Raw genomic sequence first — 20,113 nt, 5'->3', positions numbered from 1 at the left:
TCGTTTAAGCATATTCCTGCCAATACTCGGATAATTTTCCTTTATTAGCTGTGAACCCAAATATCAATCTGAAAAATTGGAAAGTATGGCCAAGATTAAAAAACTTTTAATTGCAAACCGTGGTGAAATTAGCCTGAGAATCATGAGGACAGCTCGTGAAATGGGCATTGAGACCGTTGCAGTGTATAGTGAAGCAGATAGACTATCACCTCATGTGAAATTTGCCGATGAGGCAATTTGTCTAGGTCCAGCGGCTTCTTCAGAATCCTATTTGCTAGGAGAAAAAATTATTAAAGTTTGTAAGCAATTAAATGTTGATGCCATACATCCTGGGTATGGATTTTTATCTGAAAATGCTGCTTTTGCTAAAAAAGTTACTGATTCAGGGTTGATTTTTGTTGGGCCTTCCCCAGAGGCAATCGAAGTAATGGGGAGTAAATTGGCAGCAAAACAAGCCGTATCAAAGTACGATATTCCTTTAGTTCCAGGTACAGAAGAAGCCATATCAGACATTCCAGAAGCCAAAAAGATTGCCAAAGAAATAGGATACCCAATCTTAATCAAAGCTAGTGCTGGAGGAGGAGGAAAGGGGATGAGAATAGTCGAGAATGAAAAGGAATTTGAAGAACAAATGGAGCGTGCCATTAGTGAGGCAGTTTCCGCTTTTGGTGATGGGGCAGTATTTATTGAAAAATACATTACTTCTCCAAGACATATAGAAATTCAAATATTAGGAGACCAGCAAGGTAATATTGTCTACCTATTTGAGAGGGAATGTTCCATTCAAAGAAGGCATCAAAAAGTTATTGAGGAGGCACCATCCTCAGTCGTTACAGCCGAGATGAGAAAGGCTATGGGAGAGGCAGCAGTAGGGGTTGCGAAAGCTTGTAATTATTATGGAGCCGGTACGGTAGAGTTTATTGTGGACGAAAAGTTGAACTTTTACTTTTTGGAAATGAATACCCGTCTCCAAGTGGAGCATCCTGTGACAGAGATGATCACTGGAAAAGACCTAGTGAAAGAGCAGATTTTAATAGCTGAAGGCAATCCGATTTCCTTTTCGCAAGAAGATTTGAAAATAAATGGACATTCCATCGAGGTAAGAGTTTACGCTGAGGATCCTAAAAATAATTTCTTGCCAGATATCGGCACCTTGGAGACCTATAGCAGACCACAAGGTCCGGGAATCCGTGTAGATGATGGGTTTGAAGAGGGAATGAAAATCCCAATTTATTATGATCCGATGATTTCAAAGCTCATCACTCATGCGGAAACGCGAGAGGATGCTATCAATAGAATGATCCGAGCCATTGATGATTACCAAATCACTGGAATTGAGACCACTTTAGGATTTTGCAAATTCGCATTGGAGCATGAAGCTTTTCGTTCTGGGAATTTTGACACCAAATTCGTGCAACAATATTTTACTCCAGAAGTATTGGATCCCAGTTTTTCGGATGAAGAAAAGGAAATGATGGTTGCCTTGGCAGTAGAATTTTTTACCCATGCTCAGAGTAGCTTGAAAGTGGGGGAAAGTCAAACGGTGAAGGAATCTGCCTGGAGAAAAAGGTTGGATTGATCATGGCAGAAATCTTACCAATCAAAGCTTGGAGATACCAGGATAAATACGCTAAAGAAATGGAGCTTTTGACAGCTCCCTTATTTGATGTCGTTTCTGAAAAGCAAAGGGAATTATTATATAAAAATCCGCTGAATAGTATTCATCTGGCTGTTCCCAAAGGACCTAATCCGGCAACTAATGCAAAAAAAACTTTATCCCAATGGAAGACAAAAGGCATTTTATGTCAAGATCAAAAGCCTGGGATATATGTTTATTACCAGTATTTTAGGTTACAAGGAGAGCATCAAGAAAGATGCAGAAAGGGATTTATGGCCCATATCAAAGCATATGATTGGGAGGAAGGAAAAATCCTTAGACATGAAAACACGATCGTTTCTGCGGTCAATGATCGTATTGATTTATTAAAAGCAACAGAAATACAAGCAAGCCCCACGCATGGTCTCTATGAAGATTTAGATAATCAATTGGAAGCATTTATGGATGAAGCCATGCAAAATCCGATTTATGAGATTGAAGATTACCAAGGGGTAAGAGAGGTGCTTGCATTAATAGATGAGCCAAATAAAATAAAAAAGTTTATCTCGGTACTAAAAGATAAACCTGTGATTTTAGCCGATGGCCATCATCGACTAGAAGGAGCAATTGCCTATAAGAATGAAAATAAAGAGCAGTTGCCTGGCCAAAATTGGAAAGGTTCCGATTACCATTTAATGTATTTGACCAATACTGTTGGGAATCATTTAAAAATCCTTCCAACCCACCGTTTGTTCAGGGATTTAAATTTGAATAAAACTGATTTTCTCGAAAAACTGGGGGGTTGGTTTGAACTGAAGAAATTTCATGACCAGGAAGAGCTGGGTGCTTATGCATTTCACAAACCATGGTCTTATGGATTGGTAATAGGAGAAGAAAGTTTTTTAATGGAGTTGAAATCAGATAAAATCAATGCCTATTCTTCTAATTATCCAGAGCTTATCAAAAAGCTAGATTTGGCAGTTTTACATGAGGTGGTTTTTGATCAAATATTGGGAATGAATTTGGAACAGCAAAGGAGTTCTGATATGATCAAATATGAGAGAAATTTTTCCAGATGTATACATGAAGTACAGCAAGGAAAGGCTAGCTTTGCCGTCATTACACGGGAGCTGGAATTAAACCAGGTTATGGAAGTATGTAAATCTGGGTATGTGATGCCTCAAAAGTCTACCTACTTTTATCCCAAAGCCTTGGGTGGTTTATTATTCGCCAGTATCAATCAAAAAGAGTTTGAATTTGACTATGGAGTCTTTCTTAAATAATTTAAGTAACAAGAAAATAATTTTAGCCTCTAATTCTCCCAGGAGACAAGAGTTGCTAAGGGGTTTGGAAGTAGAATTTGAAGTGAAAGTAAATCCGGTAGATGAGAAGATCCCCTCTGATATGAAGCCAGAGTATGTGGCAGCTTATCTTAGTAAAAAGAAGGCGGATGCATATCCTGATGAATTAGCGGAGAATGAGATTCTGATTACTTCAGATACTGTGGTAATTGAAAATAATCATGTGTTAGGTAAGCCCAATAATAAAGATGAGGCCTTTGATATGCTTAAAAGTCTTTCTGGCTCTACCCATACGGTGATGACCGCTGTCACTTTCAAAGATCATACAAGGCAATTCACATTAGAAGATGAAACTCATGTGACTTTTAATTTTTTGGAAGAAGAAGAGATTTGGCATTATATCAATGTGTATCAACCTTTTGATAAAGCTGGTGCATATGGGATTCAAGAATGGATTGGCTTTATCGGAGTGACCAAAATGGAAGGATCCTACTTTAATGTCATGGGATTCCCGCTTCACTTAATTTATCGTGAATTGAAAAAATGGTCCTGAACAAACAGGATGGCAGATACAAAAAAAGCTCCTCAAAAGGAGCTTTTTTTGTTATTGCAATTTGTGAAATAGATTAATTCTCATTTCCCATTTTCTTCACCAAATCACCTTCGCTCAATTGCTTGCTGACGATGAAGTAAGGTCCGGAGATGATTTCTTCTCCTTCTGTGATTCCTTCTAAAACCTGAATGTTTTCAAAATCTGAAATTCCGGTTTTAATTTCCTTAATTTTTGCAACACCATTTTCACTTACAAATACCAACTCTTTTGGTTGAGTACTTCCGCCAGCTAAGGTATCCATTTGATTATCTCTAGTGGTTACAGAAGAAAGGGGTACTGTCAAGGCATTGTTTAAGGTGGTAGTAAGAATTTCAACCGAAGCTGTCATTCCTGGTCGGAAAGGATATTTTGTTCCTTCATCCACTAAATCTTGATAGGAACTATTCAGGATTCTGATTTTCACTTTAAATTCTGTTACTGCATCAGCAGAAGCTTTGGTGTTTGCAGTATTTGCAATACTTGTTACTACACCTTTGAATTTCTTGCCAGTAGAAGAGTAAGAGTCCACATCTATGATAGTGGTATCACCCATACTTAGGCGGATTATGTCATTTTCATTCACATCTACTCTAACTTCCATTTTAGATAAATCTGCAATGGTCAACATCTCTGTACCTGCCATTTGCTGAGTACCTACCACACGTTCACCTTTCTCTACAAGAAGGTTAGAAACAATACCGTCTACGGGAGAGTAAACATTCGTTAACCTCAAGTTTTCAGCTGATTCATTTACGGTTGCCTGAGAACTTTTTACAACAAATTCAGATGCGATAACATTCTGCTTTGCAGCTTCAAGATCTTTTTGAGCCGTGATATAATTTGCTTGGGCTGTTTCAAAATCAGCATCCGAGATTGCTTTCTGCTCATATAATCCCTTCTGTCTGTTATAATTGAGTTCAGCTTGAGTAAACTGTGCTTCAGATCTTTGTAGACTAGCTTTGGCTTGAGCCAAGTTTGCCATCTGCTGGTTTAAGTTTGCTTTTGCTCTATCAAGTGCTGAAATAAAGTTATCAGGTCTGATTTTTACCAAAAGTTTTCCTTCTGCAACTGAGTCACCTTCAATCACATTCAATTCGATGATCTCACCTGCAACATCAGGGGATAGTTTAACCTCTACCTCAGGTTGGATTTCTCCGGAAGCACTTACTTTTTCTATTATCTGCGCTCTTTTTGCCTTGGCAAATTCAACTTCAGTTTCTTTTGCTCCACCTACCCAGCCAGCTGCACGGCCGATAATAGCAAAAACAATAATTACACCTACTGCACCTAGTAGGTAATACAAGAGCTTGTTAGACTTCTGTTTAGCCATGATTTAGTTTAAGTTAATTGGATTACCCAGGTAAAAATCAAGCACTTTTACTCTGAAAATATATGTGTATTTGTCGTAGATAAGTTGAGATTGTGCCGAAAACAAGTTGTTTTGAGCTACTTGAAAGTCTACTGAATTAATAGCTCCAAGCTCAAACCTTTGCTGCGCAATTCTAAAAGATTCTTTCAAGTTCTCAACTCTAGTCAAGGAAGCTTGGTAAGATTGTTCTGATGCTAAAGCATTGGTATAGGCTGTCTCAATATCTTGTCTCAACTGATTTTTTGTTTCCAACTCAGTTACTTCAGCAAGTCGTTTTTGAACATTTGCTCGCTGCACGGCTGCTTTGTTATTCATTCTGGAGAAAAGTGGAATACTCAATTGAAGACCTGCTGATTGAGAAAAGTTGAAATCAATTTGATCTGCAAATTTCTCATCATAAATATCTACATAGTTGGTACCTAAGTTGGCTCCGATTGCCAAAGTTGGATAGTACCCTGCTTTTGCCAACTTGATCCCATAATCAGCAATAGAGACTCCAAGGCTTGCTGCCTTGATTTCTGGCATGGTTTCCAAAGCTACATCATAAATAGATGCAGAAGATTCTGTGACCATAAAGGTATCATCTACATCTAGATCTGGTTTCTGTATTTGGAAATCCTCTGTAAATGGGATTTGAAGCGCCTGAGCAAGCGTAAGCAAAGAAGTATTTAAAGTTGCTTTGGCATTAATCAAGTCAACATTGTTAGTTGCTAATTGAGATTGTAAATCTAATTGGTCTGAATAGGGGAGAGAACCCGCTTCAACAAGTTTAATGGTTCTTTCTAGCTGGTCATTGGTCACGTTCAACTGACTTTCAGCTATTTTTACCTGCTCTTGATTGAAAACCACATTGATGTAATTGTTTATCACATTCAAAATGATGGTATTCTTCGTAGCTTCAATATTATAAAGACCCTGCTCTAGAGTTACTTTCGTTTGATTGATATTATTGGTGATCCTTCCTGCGTTAAATAAAGTCACATTTGAAGACGCATTTAAATTGATGTTACCAATTCGTTGAGTTTCAAATAAGTTGGTTGCAGGGTTAATAGATCTACCCCAGTTGAAGTTAGTAGAACCACCTGCAGAAAGAGATGGATACCGAGCCCCTTTATTTTGCAAGAGGGTCGCTTCGTTGGCTAGTTGGTTAAGTTCGCTTCTTTCTAAATTAAGATTATTTTCCAATGCGATGGCAACAGCCGTTTCCAGGTCAATAGGTCCTTCTGGAATCGTTATCTCTTGCGCAAAAGCAGTAAATCCTAATCCTAAAATAAATAGGAAGCTAAAAAAGCTCTTTTTCATGTGTTGATAAATAATTATAAGTCGATATCTGGAATATAAATTAATTCCTTAATCCAAGGGAGAGATTTAAGGTATTGAAGTGTGATTTCCTGAATGCCGGAATCCATTTCAATAACATGGCAGGCACGATCATTTTTGCCTTTCCTAGATACTGACATGGTTGCAATATTCGTTTTTTCCTGCGCAATTACACTAGAAATAAATGCAATAGCACCAGAAACATCCTCAGCTTTGATAATTAACGTATGATTTTTGGCAGAAAAATTTGCTACAAAACCATCAACTTCTGCAATATTAATGATTCCTCCTCCTAAACTTTCACCGATTACTTCCACTTGTCTGTCCTCATAACTTAAGATAAGTTTGATCGTGTTAGGGTGGTGAATAGAAGAATTTCCAATGGACTTAAATTGATATTCAAATCCAATTTCCTCCGCAATTTGTAAAGCATTTTTGATTTTTGGATCATCGGTTTTGAAATCCATCAAACCTCCAATTATCGCTCGATCACTACCATGGCCCTCATAGGTCCTGGCAAATGAATTATAAAAGGTAATAACCGCCTTCTGCGGTTTCTTTCCAAGAACTCTGATGGCAGCTCTAGCAATTCTAACAACACCTGCAGTATGTGAAGAAGAAGGTCCAATCATGACAGGTCCGATCATATCAAAAACGCTACTTTTATTTGCCATATAAAATTTTACCCAATATTAATGCTAATGAATTGAATAGATCGTTATTCTACTCAAAAATGTAATTTATCCCTCAATTTTCAATAGCAAGGATGATTTCTTTGCTACTTTTAACTGTTTAATAAATTGACATTTTTTCGAACTGACCGAAATTGAACATAATAATGAGCGATTTTGAGACAAACTACGTCTTTGATGATAAATTGATGAAATGGGATTCAGCGGATTCCTTTCCCATTTCTAACCGAGGAATGAATTTTGGAGATGGACTATTTGAGTCTATGGTTTTTAAAAATGGTGAAATTCGATTTTCTGAAAAACATGAAGCTAGGTTAAAAAAAGGCTTGGAGTTACTTGGTCTCAGCGAAGATAAAGTGGATATAGATGGCTTGGAGAAATTTTTAGAATCCACATTTGGAAAAAAATCTCTCAGGATTAGATGGAATGTATTCCGTGCAAAATCGGGTACGTATACACCTCAATCTTCTGAAGTTCATCAAATTCTATTTATTAAAGAATTTTCAAAAGCGCCAGAAATAAAAAAACTAGCATTTATCACAAATGAGATTTGCCTTTTTCCTAATCCTTGGAGTCAACTGAAGACATTGAATTCGCTTCCTTATGTATTGGCAAACAAGGAGCGGGAGGAAAAAAAGATGGATGAAGTCATATTGCTTGATCAAAGAGGGTTTATTTCTGAGGCTGGTTCAGCTAATATTTTTTGGAAGATAGGATCAGAAATTTTTACCCCCTCATTACGCTGTTCTTGTTTAGCAGGGGTAGGTAGAGGAGTGATTATTGAAGCTTTGACAGCAAAAGGACTAGAATTACATGAAGGATCATTTTTGCCGGAACATTTAGCAAAAGCAGATACAGTTTGGGTGAGTAATGCTATGGGAATAAGCTATTTAGGTAAGATTGGGCTAATTGAATATTCGACAAAACCCCTCTCGTTTTTAGAAGGTCTTTTCGACTGAAAAAATAATCAGGATAAATTATTTTTAGTCCTTTCAATGAAAGTCTTATATTTATCGCCTTGTCTTAAATTTTTGACAGATAATTTAAACCTTAAGCCCAAACCCCAACCTACTGTATTATGCTTTTAGAACCGTTAGATCTGATAGTTTTCATTGGATATTGTTTGCTCATCGTCGGTATGGGCATTTTTGTATCCAGAGAAAAGAAAGGGCACGTAAAAAACTCTTCTGATTACTTTCTTGCATCCAAAGCACTTCCCTGGTGGGCAGTTGGAGCCTCTTTAATTGCTTCCAATATTTCTGCTGAGCAATTTATCGGCATGTCTGGTTCCGGATTTGCGTTAGGATTAGCAATTTCGACCTACGAATGGATGGCAGCCGTGACACTTTTGGTAGTTGCGATTTTCTTTTTGCCTGTCTATATCAAGAAAGGAATTTATACCATGCCGGGATTCTTATTAGATCGTTATGATACCCGAGTAAGAACCACCATGGCGGTATTCTGGCTTTTGTTGTATGTATTTGTAAACCTTACATCTGTTTTATACTTAGGAGCTTTAAGTTTAAATACTATCCTAAATGTACCCATGATTTATGGGATTCTAGGTTTGGCAACTTTTGCCATGATTTATTCTATTTATGGCGGGCTAAAAGCCGTTGCATGGACTGACGTGGTTCAAGTAGTTTTCCTTGTAGCGGGTGGACTTGCTACGACTTACATCGCCCTTCAAATGGTTGGTTCTGGTGATGCTTGGGAAGGACTTAGTTTATTGAGAAGAGAAGTTCCAGGTCATTTTTCTATGATATTGTCACAGGGTGAAATGATGATTCCTGATGGAGCTGGAGGAGTGAGAGATGCATACCTTGATTTACCTGGCATCTCTGTGTTAGTAGGAGGTATGTGGATCACCAACTTGAGCTATTGGGGATTCAATCAATATATTACCCAAAGAGCCTTGGCGGCTAAAAATCTGGATGAAGCCCAAAAAGGGATGATTTTCGCAGGTTTCCTTAAGTTATTAATGCCTTTGATTGTTGTGATTCCTGGAATTGCAGCATTCGTTATTGTTGAAAATGGAATTGATGTGAGTTTCATAGAGTCCATGAAAGATCCAGCTACCAACTTGGTAAAATCTGATAGAGCGTATCCTACGCTGCTTCAGTTATTACCCGTTGGTTTGAAAGGTCTTGCTTTTGCAGCATTGACAGCAGCGATTGTTTCTTCTTTGGCATCTATGGCAAATAGTACTTCTACCATCTTTACGATGGATATTTACCAAAAGTATTTCAGTAAAGGAGCATCTGAGGCTAAACAAGTGAAAGTAGGTAGAATTACCGCTTTTGTAGCTTTCCTAGTTGCCGCGATAGTTGCGCCTGCTTTAGGTCAATTGGATCAGGCATTCCAATTTATCCAGGAATATACAGGCTTTATTAGCCCAGGAGTTTTTGCGATTTTCTTCTTCGGAGTTTTCTGGAAAAAAACTACCTCAAACGCTGCTTTAACAGCTGCGGCATTGAGTATTCCTTTGTCATTTGTGTTGAAAGTAGGCTTACCAAATTTACCATTCATTGATAGAATGGGTGTGGTATTCTTAATTTTAGCTGCACTGATGATTATCATCAGTTTAGTAGAAGGTAAAGGGAAAGATCATCCAAATAGCATCGAAATCAATAAAGAGCTATTCAAAACCAGTACTACCTTTAAAATTGGTGCTGTTTTGATTGCAGGTATTACAGCTGCATTATATATCGTTTTCTGGTAAATTCAATTAACTAATTCATGAGACAATTACTGTTAGGGCTTGATATAGGAAGTTCTTCAATAAAGGCGTCCCTTTTAGACGCAGATTCGGGAAAAGCTATTTGTAGCAAAGCTTTTCCAGAGGAAGAAATGGAGATTCAAGCACCAGAAGCTGGTTGGGCTGAACAAAACCCAGAAACCTGGTGGAAATATATTAAACAGGCTAGTAAGTATGTGCTTTCAAAATCATCTGTGAAAGCAGGTGAGCTTAAAGGAATAGGGATTGCTTACCAAATGCATGGATTGGTTTTGGTTGATAAGGACCAAAATGTCTTAAGACCATCGATTATTTGGTGTGATAGTAGAGCTGTAGGGATTGGAGAAAAAGCTTTTAAAGAAATGGGAGAGGATTACTGCCTACCTCATTTATTAAATTCTCCTGGGAACTTTACTGCTTCAAAGCTAAGGTGGGTGATTGAAAATGAGCCAGAGTTAGCTGCTAAAATCCATAAAATTATGCTTCCCGGTGATTATATCGCCATGAAGCTAACAGGAGAAATATTAACATCAGAAACAGGTCTATCCGAAGGGATTTTTTGGGATTTCAAAGAAAACGGTGTAAGTCAAAAAGTATTAGATACCTACCAAATTTCTAAGGAATGGTTGCCAAAAGCATTACCTTCGTATTCCTTACAGGGGACAGTTACCAAGGAAGCTTCAGAGGCAACAGGTATTGAAACAGGTGTTCCTGTCTCTTACCGAGCAGGAGACCAACCCAATAATGCCTTTTCTTTGGAGGTATTGAAGCCAGGTGAGTTAGCTACCACAGCAGGTACTTCAGGTACAGTATATGGGGTTTGTGATACTCCTTTGTATGATCCACTTTCGAGAGTAAATACTTTTGTTCATGTTAATCATACCGTAGAAAATCCTTCTTATGGAGTTCTACTTTGTATCAATGGCACAGGAATCCTCAATAGCTGGATAAAAAAATTAATGGGTGCCGCGAAAATTGGGTATGATGAAATGAATAACTTGGGTAGTTCAGCTCCAATTGGAGCAGATGGATTATCCTTCATACCTTTTGGTAATGGAGCCGAAAGAATCATGCAGAATAAACAAGTTGGAGCTCATATGATGGGCTTGGATTTACTAAAGCATGATAAAAAACATATGATTAGAGCCGCTCAGGAAGGGATTGTATCCGCCCTGACTTTTGGTTTCAGAATCATGCAGGATATGGGAATGGACTTGAAAACAGTAAAAGCTGGTAAAGCCAATATGTTTTTGAGCCCCATATTTAGAAAAACCTTTGTTCACATGAATAAAGTAGTATTGGAGCTGTATGATACTGACGGAGCTCAGGGAGCAGCAAGAGGGGCAGGAATTGGTATAGGCTTGTATAAGAGTGAAAGTGAGGCTTTTGAAGGATTGGAGTTGTTAGAGACTGTGGAGCCAAATGAAAACTTTTTCGAGCAGTATGAAGAGGTTTATTCCCATTGGAAAAGCCAGTTGGAAAAAATCCAGAAGTTTAAAGTATAACCTATTGTAGTAACCTAAATTATATTAACATGTCAAAATTGTTTTTTCCTTCAATTGAGAAAATTCCTTTTGAAGGTAAGGATAGTGATAACCCAATGGCGTTTCGCTATTATGATGAAAACCGTGTGATTGCCGGTAAGACCATGAAAGAGCACTTTAAGTTCTCTATCGCTTATTGGCATTCATTCTGTGGAACAGGCAATGACCCATTCGGACCCGGAACTATTGTTCACCCTTGGGATGCCAACCCTGACCCAATTCAAAGAGCCAAGGACAAGATGGACGCAGCTTTTGAATTTATCACTAAGATTGGTGCCCCATATTACTGCTTTCATGATGTGGATCTAATCGACGAAGGTCCTACTGTCGCCGAGTACGAAAAAAGAATGCAGATTATCACGGAATATGCCAAGCAAAAGCAGGCAGAAACCGGTGTGAAATTGCTTTGGGGAACTGCGAATGTATTTAGTAATCCTAGATATATGAACGGTGCTTCTACCAACCCGGACTTCGATGTTTTGGCTTATGCTGGAACGCAGGTGAAAAACGCCCTTGATGCAACTATCGCCCTTGATGGTGAAAATTATGTGTTCTGGGGTGGACGTGAAGGATATATGTCTTTGCTGAATACAGATATGAAGCGTGAGACTGAGCATTTGGCTAAGTTCCTTACAATGGCAAAAGACTATGCTAGAAAGAATGGTTTCAAAGGAACTTTCTTTATTGAGCCTAAGCCAATGGAACCAACTAAACACCAGTACGATTATGATTCTGCTACTGTAATTGGCTTCCTAAGACAATATGGTCTTGATAAGGATTTCAAAATCAATATTGAAGTAAACCATGCTACTCTTGCAGGACATACTTTCCAGCACGAACTTCAAGTTGCTGCTGACGCAGGAATGCTAGGAAGTATTGATGCCAATAGAGGCGATTACCAAAATGGTTGGGATACGGATCAGTTTGCCATTAATCTACAAGAATTGACAGAGTCCATGCTTGTTATGTTGACTTCTGGAGGACTTCAAGGTGGAGGAGTAAACTTTGACGCAAAAATCAGAAGAAACTCAACAGATCAAGATGATTTATTCTTGGCGCATATCGGTAGTATGGATGCTTTTGCAAGAAGTATGTTGATTGCTCAGGATATGTTGGAGAAATCTGATTACCTAGAAAGAAGAAAAGCTAGGTATGCAAGTTATGATAGTGGAAAAGGAAAGGACTTCGAAAATGGAGCCCTTACTTTGGAAGACTTAAGAAATTATGCAGCTGAAAATGGTGAGCCAGCCATGACCAGTGGTAAGCAAGAATACTTCGAAAATCTTTTGAATAGATTTATCTAAAACAATAAAGCTTTAATCAGCTGAATCAACCCGGTGGATATTCTCCATCGGGTTTTTTGGTTTTCATATACTCAAAATCTTGAGTATTAGAAGAAGCTGCAAATGGCTATTATCAAAACCAAAAGTCAAGTGCCTTCCAAATAACCATGGGGAGTTCACCAAGAGATTTTGTTTGGGGAAGTAATGCTGTGGCTTCAAATCAGGGGATACTTTTGATAAAAGCCTTCTTAATAAGTCATAACAAAGCTTATTTGGATGTATCAAAAGGGATTCTTGATTATTTATTGGGAAGAAATGCAACTGGTTATTCTTATGTTACCGGCTTTGGGGCAAATACCCCTTTACACCCTCATCATTGACTGGTAGCATATAGGCCTGAATTGCCTCCTATCCCTGGATTTCTGGTTGGAGGTCCCAACCCAGGGCAGCAAGATAATTTAGAATATCCAAGCAAGGTACCTGACATGTCTTATGTAGATGATACTAAGAGTTATGCTTCCAATGAAATTGCAATCAATTGGAATGCGGCATTTGCTTATTTGGTAAATGGTATTGAAGCAATTGAAAATCAAGTAAATTAATTAATGAAAGCATTATAAATCTCTTGATAGAATATGGTCTTTCGTTTTTTTTAAGCATTTTTCTATTGTCAATCCCAAAATCCCATGAAACGATATCTCATCATCCTTTTTTGCTGTAGCTTATTTGCATGTAATACAGATAAATTTGATTCAGAAGTTACGCTACCTATAATTTTTGAAAATGGCATGGTCCTCCAACGGAATCAAAAAGTTCATGTTTGGGGAAAAGGAATTCCTAATAAAAAAGTAAGGGTTTCTATTGCTGGGCTTATGGGGAGTACCGAGGTAGCAATTGACAGCACTTGGAGTCTTAAGCTACCTGAGGCAAAGGCAGGAGGCCCTTTTGTCCTTCAAGTCAATAATCAAGAAATTGAAGATGTTTACATTGGAGATGTTTGGCTGGCTGGAGGTCAATCCAACATGGAATGGGCTTTGAAATCCGATGTTATAGGAGCAGAAAAGGAATTTTCGGAAGGTGGAAATCCAGAAATTAGATTTTTTAAAGTTCCCCACAGTTATAGTGCAATGCCTCAAGAGGATCTTCAGGGAGGAGAATGGAAAGTAGCCAATAAAGAAAACTTACCGGATTTTTCTGCAGTAGCCTGGTTTTTTGCTAAAAGGAATCATTTGGAAAAGGATGTGCCGGTGGGAATCATTGAATCCAATTGGGGAGGAACACCTGCTGAAGGTTGGACAGATGCATCAGTTTTAGCTTCCATGGATGCAAGTTATAGTGCTGAAGCAAAGGAGATAATTGACCAAGCTGAAGAGTGGGAGAAAAAAGTATTGGAAAATGAGAAGAATAGTGACCTGAGAAATAAATTAGTCACAGGACCAGACTCTTTGCAAGCTTTGCAAGTTGCATCGATTGATTATGATGATTCGGGTTGGGGGACCATTAACCTCCCCAAATCAAATCCCATGCAGGATATTGCTTGGATACGGAAGGGATTTAAACTAGCCACAGCACAGGAAGCAGTTCTTCACCTGTCAAACATTGATCAAATGGCTTACATCTATCTCAATGGAAATCTTTTACATTACAAAGATTGGGGAGTTCCGGTTCCAGAGATTGATATTCCAGCTTCATGGTTGAATGAAGGAACGAATGTTTTGACGATAAGAGCAATAAATACGTGGAACAATCAGCCTCGAGTAGGAGAATCAGGAGAAATGTATATTCTTCAAGGCAGCAATAAAATATCTCTAGAAGGCAATTGGGCATATTCAACAAATATTGTTGAACCTCAGCTTCCAAAGGTAGAAAAAGTAAATTGGAAGCCTGGAATGATGTATAATTCTATGATTAACCCGCTTGTTTCTTATCCCATCAAAGGAGTAATATGGTATCAAGGAGAAAGCAATGCAGGGAGAGCAGATGAGTATGAAGAGCTTTTTTCAGCAATGATTACTAATTGGAGGTCAAAGTGGGGACTTGGTGATATTCCTTTCCTATTTGTTCAGTTAGCAAATTTCATGGAGCGTAAATCCCCTCAGCCTGAGAGTGATTGGGCCTATTTAAGAGAAGCTCAATCAAAAACGTTGAGTTTGCCAAATACGGGTATGGCAGTAATTATTGATATTGGAGAAGCAGGAGACATTCATCCCAAAAACAAAAAAGATGTAGGTGAAAGACTTTGGCTACAAGCTAAAAAAATTGCCTATAACGAGGATATTGTGGCTAATGGACCTGTCTTTAAAAGTGCAAGTATTCAGGAAGGTAAAATTGTTGTGACTTTTGAAGATGTAGCTGGTGGATTGGAAATCTCAGATGGAGACAATTCAGTCAAAGGCTTTATTGTAGAGACATCATCCGGTAGATTTCAAGAAGTCTCAGGGGAAATTTCTGGTGTCAATGAAGTGGTTTTAAACCTTGATGTAACAAATCCTGTTGAAATCCGATATGCCTGGGCGGATAACCCTGAAGTCAATTTAGTGAATGCCTTAGGGCTACCGACTGCCCCGTTCCGTTATTCCTTTGAAAGTAATTAGAGAAAAAAACGTAAGGTTTTATTAACTAATTCATAGTAGGAATAGCCTCATTTAACTCATTCAATTCCTTTACTTTTTGGCTATATTCCTCTTTAGATGGAATATTTGCCACATTTTCGAGGAAGTCTATCGTACTAAATAATACACCTTCCCAATCATTTGAGGTAATAGAACTAGCAATGACATGATCTCCTGATTCTGGGAAAGCAACCTTTCTTTTCATAGCATCGGGTGTACTGATTTGATCGTACATTTTCAGCATTTCTGCTACGCTTACCACAGGATCCTGTTCCTTTTCATCTTTGTAATAGTAGCCTAGAAATAATGGCTGATTTATTTTTTTGAAAGTTTTTTCATTCATCATTCCATACAACAAAACCGCTAAGCTTTCATGGGCGTGCATATGATATTCTTCTGACCAATATTTTGCTTTTTCTCCTTCTCTTTGAGTATGCATTACTTTATTGTCGGTGAGAAACCATTCCATAATTTTTTTACCCCAAGGGACAAATAAGGATTCCAGTTTATTTCCCTGATCTCTGATTGCCGGAGAATAAACAACAACGGACTTAATATCAGGTTGTTGACTTGCTAGTAGTAATGTTAAAGCTCCTCCCATAGAAGTTCCAACCACCACGACTGAATCTCCTAGAGCTTTGCCAATTTGATAAGCTTCACCAGCGGCATTTGCTAAAACTTGTGGAGTTAGGTATTCGAAGGCGTTCGGCCTTTTTATTCCATGTTCGGGTAGTCTTGTGACATATAGATTAGCGCCAAAATGCTCGGCAAGGAATCTATGAACCGGATCACCTTCCATGGGGCTAGCTCCGAATCCATGAATATAGACGATTGAATAAGGAGTTTTTCTCTTGTTTGAACTATCTGCCCAGACGATATATGCTTCATTTCCTGGTTTTAAGCCATTTACGCTGTCTTCTCTTTGGTTTACGTAAGTTTCAAGTTCTGACATCCTAGTTGGGATTTCAGGGTATTGGATAACTAATTGCTCCTTATCCAACTTGGGACCTACCATATAGAGTATGGCCATAACGATGGCTGCAGCGAAAATCCCAAGGAATATTTTACGTAACATATTGGTTAGTTTACTTTTAAGTAAGGTGAGCTAGAGTCAGCAACAATTTCAGATCCATTTTTCAATGTTATAATTGTTCTTGTTTTTAATTGATCGTAATTGGTAGGAAGAAGATTTATAACCCCTCTGAAGTGATTAAATGTATTATCAAAATCCTCGAGAGATTTTAGACTTATATTATTTTTAACAATGATATTGTCAGAAATATCAGCTCCTGCCTCTAAACCCCCAAAAGGCTCTAAGAGCGTAATGCTGATATTGGAAATATTTTTAAAGTTATAAGTCGCTATACATGATAAGGCATAGGCGGTCCCAGGAAGACTTCCTAATATGCTACTTTCTGAAATTACTTCTGGGATCAATTCCAAATTGATTTCAAAATCGGAGAAAGAAACTGTATCAGTTTCTATAGCATACCTTGAATCTTCATAAGGTGCGTAATAAACATTCAAATCTATTACTCTGGCATCTCTTGCATCAGGACATTTTCCAAATGGATATGGATCATCCATAGCATCAACGCAAGCACCCAGAATCAATATAGACATGTATAAGGATGACAAGATCAGTGTACTGGCAACCCCTTTTTTAAGTTGAGAAATACGTTGTTTCATCTTTTGTTGATTATTATTCAAAAATAGAACTAAAGTTCGAAACCATAATCTCTTTCTACGAGACATATTCTTGTTTTATAAGCAGTGTACCAAGCTTCTCTACCCATTTTTTGTGCGATCAAATGATCACTTTGGTTTTTCCAGTTTTTGATTGACTCCAGATCCTGCCAATAACTTACAGTAATACCAGTGTCCTCCCGAGCAGTCTCATGACCTAAATATCCTTTTTGAAGGGCCGCCAATCGCTCCATTTCCAGGGCGGTTTCTAAATAATTCTCTGCCTGGTCAGAACGTAAGCTTGTGAAAATCACCGCATAATATGGAGGTTTTGGAGTCTTTGCTATCATTTTTACAAATTTTAATAGGGGGAAAAGAGACTTGGGTTGTCTTAGAATCAAAGATGTGAAACTAATACAAAAATCCAATCAAAATGGCTATAAACACAGGTTTACTCAGAGATAGGGCTGTTTGTGGAAGGCAAAAAAATAATTCTCCACCAAGAACTTAAACAGAATATTACTAATACCGATTTGACTTATGTCAAGAAATCTAAATAGTAAAAACCTCCACTGAAAAAAGGTCGTACATTTGTATGCATGCAGTGGATTAATAATTTGAAAACGAAACAATATTATAAAATCTACACATTATGAAATTCAAAAGGAACTTTAATAACATAAAAATAAATTTATCCATATTTTCTTTGATTGTGCTTTTGAGCTCATGTTATCAAGAATTAGAAGTAGTTCAGACAATAAACGAAGAATTTACTGGAATAAATGAAGTTGAAATAGAATCAGGATTCTTGGATGTAGTATACCTAGGAGACCCTGAAATGACCACTGTTCAAATGGATGCTTTATTGGAATCTTCAAAAAAAGGAAGATATGAAATCAAGTATCGTGAGGAGCAAGGAAAGTTGATCATTGAGCTTGATCAGAAAAAGCTATTCGGAAGCGGAAGAGATAAAGGAAGAATATATCTGAATGGCCCAGAAGAAATGGAATTGGATATAGCAATCGGTTCCGGTAAAGGAACAGTTTCTAATGTCCTTGCTGATGATTTTAGAATAAGTGCTGGGTCAGGGAATTTAGTAGCTCAAAATATTGAAGCCAATAGCATTCAATTGAAAGCAAGTTCTGGGAAGATTGAGGCAAATTATCTGATAGGCGAGCTAACAGTAAGTGTCAATTCCGGAAATGTTTCTTTAGGAAAAGTTCAGGGGAACGTAACTATGGATGGTTCTTCAGGAAACTTACAAGTGAATGATGTTGAAGGATTATTGGAGGCAACTCTAAATTCAGGAAACATTAATTTGATAGGAGTGGAGCAGTTAGGGTTCTTAAAAGTATCCTCTGGGAAAATCAAGGCAGTCAACTCAGGATTGAGTGGAAGCTCGGAGTTTCATGCTAATTCCGGTTCGATCAATATTCAAACTTTCTCTGACTTGAGTGAGTTCAACTATGATCTGACTGCAAATAGTGGTAATCTAAAAGTAGGAAACAGTTCCTCTGGTGGAAAATTGAAAATAGATAATGGTTCCCCTTATACCGTGTCTGGCGCCGTATCAAGCGGCAGGATTGAAATAAGGAATTAGTGAAAAGTTGTTCACAATCACCCATAAGCCCCGATGAAAATCGGGGCTTTTTGCTTTTTAACCTCGCAGGAAATGCAAGATTTAATATTTTAATTTTTGACTATTTTTTCTTGGGAAGAAATTTTTTAAATAAGATATGGGGCTGTTTTTTTTGTTACAGATTCATGGTTTTTATAGGATAGATTTTTAAGTCAGATTTTTATTTGTCACTTAAAAAAAATGTTTAAGAAAGGTTTTACTTTCTAGTCTATAATACCCTCTGTGTTTATTCAAAATTATATTTTATAAAATATTGAAAAACAGATGATTATTATTAATGTCTCAAATTGAGAATTATAGGCAAAATGTCTAATGGAAATTCCTGTTAAAAAAGAAGGTTTAAATATTTTAATGATAATTAAATGCAGTGTTGTTAACCAATCGTGTAATGGATTTCCCTTTTTTTTATAAATAATATAATTTAGCTCTACCCGTTTAATAAAAGAGTGTGCTTTGAAATGAAGTTGATTTTAAAGGGTGAATTACCATCAATGCAAGGGTATTGGTGGATTGAGAAAACTAGCTGAATTACTACCCATGATTATTCTTTTTACTAAAAGGAAATTTCTGTTTTCATCTTATGCTAAGACTTTGGTCTCGGCATTAATTTTAATGACGATGGTTTCTTGTGGTGACGGTGAAGGTCGTCGTCGCAAAAAAGACAAACCATTAAGTATTCCAGTAATGGAGCTTAAGGCCCAGACAATTGATGTTCCGCAGACTTATGTTTGTGATATTCAGGCCGTCCAATTTGTTGAAGTAAGAGCGAAGGTGGAAGGTTTTGTCGAGGAGATTTATGTGGATGAAGGTGAGGAGGTAAAGAAAGGACAAGCGCTCTTTAAGTTAAATTCTTCTGAATTAGGAGAAATTGTGAATAGCAGTAAAGCGCTTTTGATGCAGGAAAGAGCTCAGGCACAGGCTGCTAGGCTAGAGGTGGAAAGACTTCAGATTTTAGTTGATAAAAAAATCATAACAGATTCTGAGTTGGAATTGGCAAAGGCTAAACTAGAAATGGCTGAGTCTGGTATTCTGCAGGCAGAGTCAATGGTAAAAAATGCTGAGACTGGACTTTCTTATAGCGTTATCAGGGCTCCATTTGATGGAATTGTAGATAGAATACCTTTCAAAACGGGAAGCTTGGTTTCTCCAGGATCACTAATGACTCATATAACTGATATTTCTGAAATCTTCGCCTATTACAAGGTGAATGAAAATGAGTATTTGAGATACATGAGAGAGAAGCAAGAAAATGGAGAAGAGGAGCTTTTAGAAAAAGAGATTTCATTAGTCCTTTCAGACGGAAATGTTTATCCCTACAAGGGAAAGCTGGAAACCATGGAGGCAGATTTTGAAACCGGAACAGGCTCAATTGCTTTTCGGGTTAGGTTTCCCAACCCAGAGGGTTTGATCAAGCATGGTGCTAGTGGAAAAGTCATGATGACGAATGAAATGGAACAAGTTTATTTGATTCCCCAAAAATCAAGTTTTGAGATACAGGAATACAATTATGTTTATATCCTGGATAAGGAAAATACTGTGAAAGTAAGAAGCTTTAAACCGATTAGAAGGTATGGTCTTTTTTATGTGGCTGAAGGTTTTGAGCCTGGTGATAAGATAATCTATGAAGGTATTCAGCAAGTGAAAGACGGAAGTGTCATAACCCCTGTCAATGTGCCTGAACAAGAGGCGTATGATACCCTTTACCATTCCCTCTAAATCATTCCTTCAATTTTCTTTCAAG

General features: G+C 37.7%; 16 protein-coding genes and 1 pseudogene. 11 read left to right on the top strand and 6 right to left on the bottom strand.

Annotated features, from left to right (window positions below; genetic code table 11):
• The first annotated feature begins 85 nt into the window (after nucleotides 1-85).
• From accC to ALPR1_RS12510, 3 genes are read left to right on the top strand one after another with little or no spacing between them, the layout of a single operon-like run.
• Nucleotides 86-1,579 (top strand): acetyl-CoA carboxylase biotin carboxylase subunit, encoded by a 1,494-nt coding sequence (gene accC, locus ALPR1_RS12520; protein ID WP_008201165.1) that lies wholly within the window; start codon nucleotides 86-88, stop codon nucleotides 1,577-1,579.
• A 2-nt stretch (nucleotides 1,580-1,581) separates the two neighbouring features.
• Nucleotides 1,582-2,880, top strand: coding sequence for a DUF1015 domain-containing protein (locus ALPR1_RS12515; RefSeq protein ID WP_008201164.1), 1,299 nt, complete (start codon nucleotides 1,582-1,584; stop codon nucleotides 2,878-2,880).
• Nucleotides 2,861-3,451 carry a Maf family nucleotide pyrophosphatase gene (locus ALPR1_RS12510; protein WP_008201163.1) on the top strand — a complete coding sequence of 197 codons (591 nt, stop codon included), beginning with the start codon at nucleotides 2,861-2,863 and terminating at the stop codon, nucleotides 3,449-3,451. Before ALPR1_RS12515 ends, ALPR1_RS12510 begins: the two co-directional genes overlap by 20 nt.
• A 73-nt stretch (nucleotides 3,452-3,524) precedes the next feature.
• Here the strand turns inward: ALPR1_RS12510 and ALPR1_RS12505 are convergent, their stop codons facing one another.
• Genes ALPR1_RS12505 through sdaAB form a run of 3 tightly spaced genes read right to left on the bottom strand, consistent with a single transcriptional unit; the run spans nucleotide 3,525 to nucleotide 6,853 of the window.
• Nucleotides 3,525-4,820 (bottom strand): efflux RND transporter periplasmic adaptor subunit, encoded by a 1,296-nt coding sequence (locus ALPR1_RS12505; RefSeq protein WP_008201162.1) that lies wholly within the window; start codon nucleotides 4,818-4,820, stop codon nucleotides 3,525-3,527.
• 3 nt (nucleotides 4,821-4,823) lie between these two features.
• Nucleotides 4,824-6,161, bottom strand: coding sequence for a TolC family protein (locus tag ALPR1_RS12500; RefSeq protein ID WP_008201161.1), 1,338 nt, complete (start codon nucleotides 6,159-6,161; stop codon nucleotides 4,824-4,826).
• Between the two features lie 14 nt (nucleotides 6,162-6,175).
• Nucleotides 6,176-6,853 carry an L-serine ammonia-lyase, iron-sulfur-dependent subunit beta gene (gene sdaAB, locus ALPR1_RS12495; protein WP_008201160.1) on the bottom strand — a complete coding sequence of 226 codons (678 nt, stop codon included), beginning with the start codon at nucleotides 6,851-6,853 and terminating at the stop codon, nucleotides 6,176-6,178.
• A 164-nt stretch (nucleotides 6,854-7,017) separates the two neighbouring features.
• Here sdaAB and ALPR1_RS12490 point away from each other — a divergent pair, with 164 nt between their 5' ends.
• The 6 genes and pseudogenes from ALPR1_RS12490 to ALPR1_RS12460 all read left to right on the top strand — a co-directional run bounded on the left by ALPR1_RS12490 (nucleotide 7,018) and on the right by ALPR1_RS12460 (nucleotide 15,029).
• On the top strand, nucleotides 7,018-7,830 hold the full coding sequence (locus ALPR1_RS12490) for an aminotransferase class IV (protein ID WP_008201159.1): 813 nt from the start codon (nucleotides 7,018-7,020) through the stop codon (nucleotides 7,828-7,830).
• Between the two features lie 119 nt (nucleotides 7,831-7,949).
• The gene (locus ALPR1_RS12485; protein ID WP_008201157.1) at nucleotides 7,950-9,593 is read left to right on the top strand and encodes a sodium/sugar symporter; all 1,644 of its coding nucleotides are present in this window, start codon (nucleotides 7,950-7,952) and stop codon (nucleotides 9,591-9,593) included.
• Nucleotides 9,594-9,610: 17 nt separating this feature from the next.
• Nucleotides 9,611-11,113: a xylulokinase gene (locus tag ALPR1_RS12480; RefSeq protein ID WP_008201156.1), complete on the top strand. Its 1,503-nt coding sequence runs from the start codon at nucleotides 9,611-9,613 to the stop codon at nucleotides 11,111-11,113.
• 29 nt (nucleotides 11,114-11,142) lie between these two features.
• Nucleotides 11,143-12,456 (top strand): xylose isomerase, encoded by a 1,314-nt coding sequence (gene xylA / locus ALPR1_RS12475; protein ID WP_008201154.1) that lies wholly within the window; start codon nucleotides 11,143-11,145, stop codon nucleotides 12,454-12,456.
• Between the two features lie 107 nt (nucleotides 12,457-12,563).
• Nucleotides 12,564-13,037, top strand: a pseudogene (locus ALPR1_RS20820) (glycoside hydrolase family 9 protein); the annotation flags it as partial.
• 84 nt (nucleotides 13,038-13,121) lie between these two features.
• Nucleotides 13,122-15,029: a sialate O-acetylesterase gene (locus tag ALPR1_RS12460; protein ID WP_008201148.1), complete on the top strand. Its 1,908-nt coding sequence runs from the start codon at nucleotides 13,122-13,124 to the stop codon at nucleotides 15,027-15,029.
• 25 nt (nucleotides 15,030-15,054) lie between these two features.
• On the opposite strand, the gene ALPR1_RS12455 is transcribed toward ALPR1_RS12460, so the two are convergent.
• From ALPR1_RS12455 to ALPR1_RS12445, 3 genes are read right to left on the bottom strand one after another with little or no spacing between them, the layout of a single operon-like run.
• Nucleotides 15,055-16,122: an alpha/beta hydrolase gene (locus ALPR1_RS12455; protein ID WP_008201146.1), complete on the bottom strand. Its 1,068-nt coding sequence runs from the start codon at nucleotides 16,120-16,122 to the stop codon at nucleotides 15,055-15,057.
• Between the two features lie 5 nt (nucleotides 16,123-16,127).
• Nucleotides 16,128-16,736 (bottom strand): hypothetical protein, encoded by a 609-nt coding sequence (locus tag ALPR1_RS12450; protein WP_040302806.1) that lies wholly within the window; start codon nucleotides 16,734-16,736, stop codon nucleotides 16,128-16,130.
• Between the two features lie 29 nt (nucleotides 16,737-16,765).
• Nucleotides 16,766-17,083 carry an antibiotic biosynthesis monooxygenase family protein gene (locus ALPR1_RS12445; RefSeq protein ID WP_008201142.1) on the bottom strand — a complete coding sequence of 106 codons (318 nt, stop codon included), beginning with the start codon at nucleotides 17,081-17,083 and terminating at the stop codon, nucleotides 16,766-16,768.
• Nucleotides 17,084-17,385: 302 nt separating this feature from the next.
• Between ALPR1_RS12445 and ALPR1_RS12440 the strand changes: the two genes are divergently transcribed.
• Nucleotides 17,386-18,333: a DUF4097 family beta strand repeat-containing protein gene (locus ALPR1_RS12440; RefSeq protein WP_008201140.1), complete on the top strand. Its 948-nt coding sequence runs from the start codon at nucleotides 17,386-17,388 to the stop codon at nucleotides 18,331-18,333.
• A gap of 576 nt (nucleotides 18,334-18,909) precedes the next feature.
• Nucleotides 18,910-20,088 (top strand): efflux RND transporter periplasmic adaptor subunit, encoded by a 1,179-nt coding sequence (locus ALPR1_RS12435; protein WP_153231812.1) that lies wholly within the window; start codon nucleotides 18,910-18,912, stop codon nucleotides 20,086-20,088.
• Nucleotides 20,089-20,113: the final 25 nt, after the last annotated feature.

This window comes from Algoriphagus machipongonensis, from assembly GCF_000166275.1.
In the GTDB taxonomy this organism is placed as follows: Bacteria; Bacteroidota; Bacteroidia; order Cytophagales; family Cyclobacteriaceae; genus Algoriphagus; species Algoriphagus machipongonensis.
The sequence above is the reverse complement of the archived record's forward strand: the minus strand, read 5'-3'. Positions and strand labels throughout refer to the sequence as shown.

What these genes read in the sequence shown, in the direction of transcription:
- accC (WP_008201165.1), top strand. Translation starts at nt 86, where the DNA reads ATGGCCAAGATTAAAAAACTTTTAATTGCAAACCGTGGTGAAATTAGC.
- ALPR1_RS12515 (WP_008201164.1), top strand. Translation starts at nt 1,582, where the DNA reads ATGGCAGAAATCTTACCAATCAAAGCTTGGAGATACCAGGATAAATAC.
- ALPR1_RS12510 (WP_008201163.1), top strand. Translation starts at nt 2,861, where the DNA reads ATGGAGTCTTTCTTAAATAATTTAAGTAACAAGAAAATAATTTTAGCC.
- ALPR1_RS12505 (WP_008201162.1), bottom strand. Translation starts at nt 4,820, where the DNA reads ATGGCTAAACAGAAGTCTAACAAGCTCTTGTATTACCTACTAGGTGCA.
- ALPR1_RS12500 (WP_008201161.1), bottom strand. Translation starts at nt 6,161, where the DNA reads ATGAAAAAGAGCTTTTTTAGCTTCCTATTTATTTTAGGATTAGGATTT.
- sdaAB (WP_008201160.1), bottom strand. Translation starts at nt 6,853, where the DNA reads ATGGCAAATAAAAGTAGCGTTTTTGATATGATCGGACCTGTCATGATT.
- ALPR1_RS12490 (WP_008201159.1), top strand. Translation starts at nt 7,018, where the DNA reads ATGAGCGATTTTGAGACAAACTACGTCTTTGATGATAAATTGATGAAA.
- ALPR1_RS12485 (WP_008201157.1), top strand. Translation starts at nt 7,950, where the DNA reads ATGCTTTTAGAACCGTTAGATCTGATAGTTTTCATTGGATATTGTTTG.
- ALPR1_RS12480 (WP_008201156.1), top strand. Translation starts at nt 9,611, where the DNA reads ATGAGACAATTACTGTTAGGGCTTGATATAGGAAGTTCTTCAATAAAG.
- xylA (WP_008201154.1), top strand. Translation starts at nt 11,143, where the DNA reads ATGTCAAAATTGTTTTTTCCTTCAATTGAGAAAATTCCTTTTGAAGGT.
- ALPR1_RS12460 (WP_008201148.1), top strand. Translation starts at nt 13,122, where the DNA reads ATGAAACGATATCTCATCATCCTTTTTTGCTGTAGCTTATTTGCATGT.
- ALPR1_RS12455 (WP_008201146.1), bottom strand. Translation starts at nt 16,122, where the DNA reads ATGTTACGTAAAATATTCCTTGGGATTTTCGCTGCAGCCATCGTTATG.
- ALPR1_RS12450 (WP_040302806.1), bottom strand. Translation starts at nt 16,736, where the DNA reads ATGAAACAACGTATTTCTCAACTTAAAAAAGGGGTTGCCAGTACACTG.
- ALPR1_RS12445 (WP_008201142.1), bottom strand. Translation starts at nt 17,083, where the DNA reads ATGATAGCAAAGACTCCAAAACCTCCATATTATGCGGTGATTTTCACA.
- ALPR1_RS12440 (WP_008201140.1), top strand. Translation starts at nt 17,386, where the DNA reads ATGAAATTCAAAAGGAACTTTAATAACATAAAAATAAATTTATCCATA.
- ALPR1_RS12435 (WP_153231812.1), top strand. Translation starts at nt 18,910, where the DNA reads ATGATTATTCTTTTTACTAAAAGGAAATTTCTGTTTTCATCTTATGCT.